Genomic DNA, 528 nt, shown 5'->3' on the forward strand with positions numbered 1-528 from the left:
GGTTCTCTGCTTATCATCTGGTTCTCGTAGCTTTCATCGTTCTTACCTTATTTCTAAGATTGAACTTGAAATTGTGTTACTTTTGGTTTGTAGTTTATGTTGTTTTCAATGACCTTCTTTTCTTCGACAAATGGCTTTTATCGGCGTTATCCGATCTCGCTCAGTCAGTTGCATACTTTTGTATGCGCCTTCCTTCGCTCTCTCGGCTGCCTTGCTAAAATCCATTTCTCTTTGAAAAGGTTTCTTCATCAAAGCACGAATGCTTTTATGAATTTCGTATGATCTGTCCTTAATTTATAAGGATTACCGTTTGATCACATTTTCCTTGATTCCATGAATCGGTGGAAAAATGACTAAAACGGCATAAGCGATTCGCATCAATCTTCACAGAAGATTGGGCTCTCTGCTTAAGGTCACACAAAAGAGAATATACCATGACTCCCTGTTCTCCCTAGAAAGGAGGTGATCCAGCCGCACCTTCCGATACGGCTACCTTGTTACGACTTCACCCCAATTACCGATCCCACC

At 41.1% G+C, this 528-nt stretch carries 1 rRNA gene; it reads right to left on the minus strand.

The features are described from left to right. Positions 1-455: 455 nt before the first annotated feature. Positions 456-528 (minus strand): 16S ribosomal RNA (locus V3C63_RS11680); the annotation flags it as partial.

It is taken from the genome of Pseudoramibacter faecis (genome assembly GCF_036289405.1).
GTDB lineage: Bacteria > Bacillota > Clostridia > Eubacteriales > Eubacteriaceae > Pseudoramibacter > Pseudoramibacter faecis.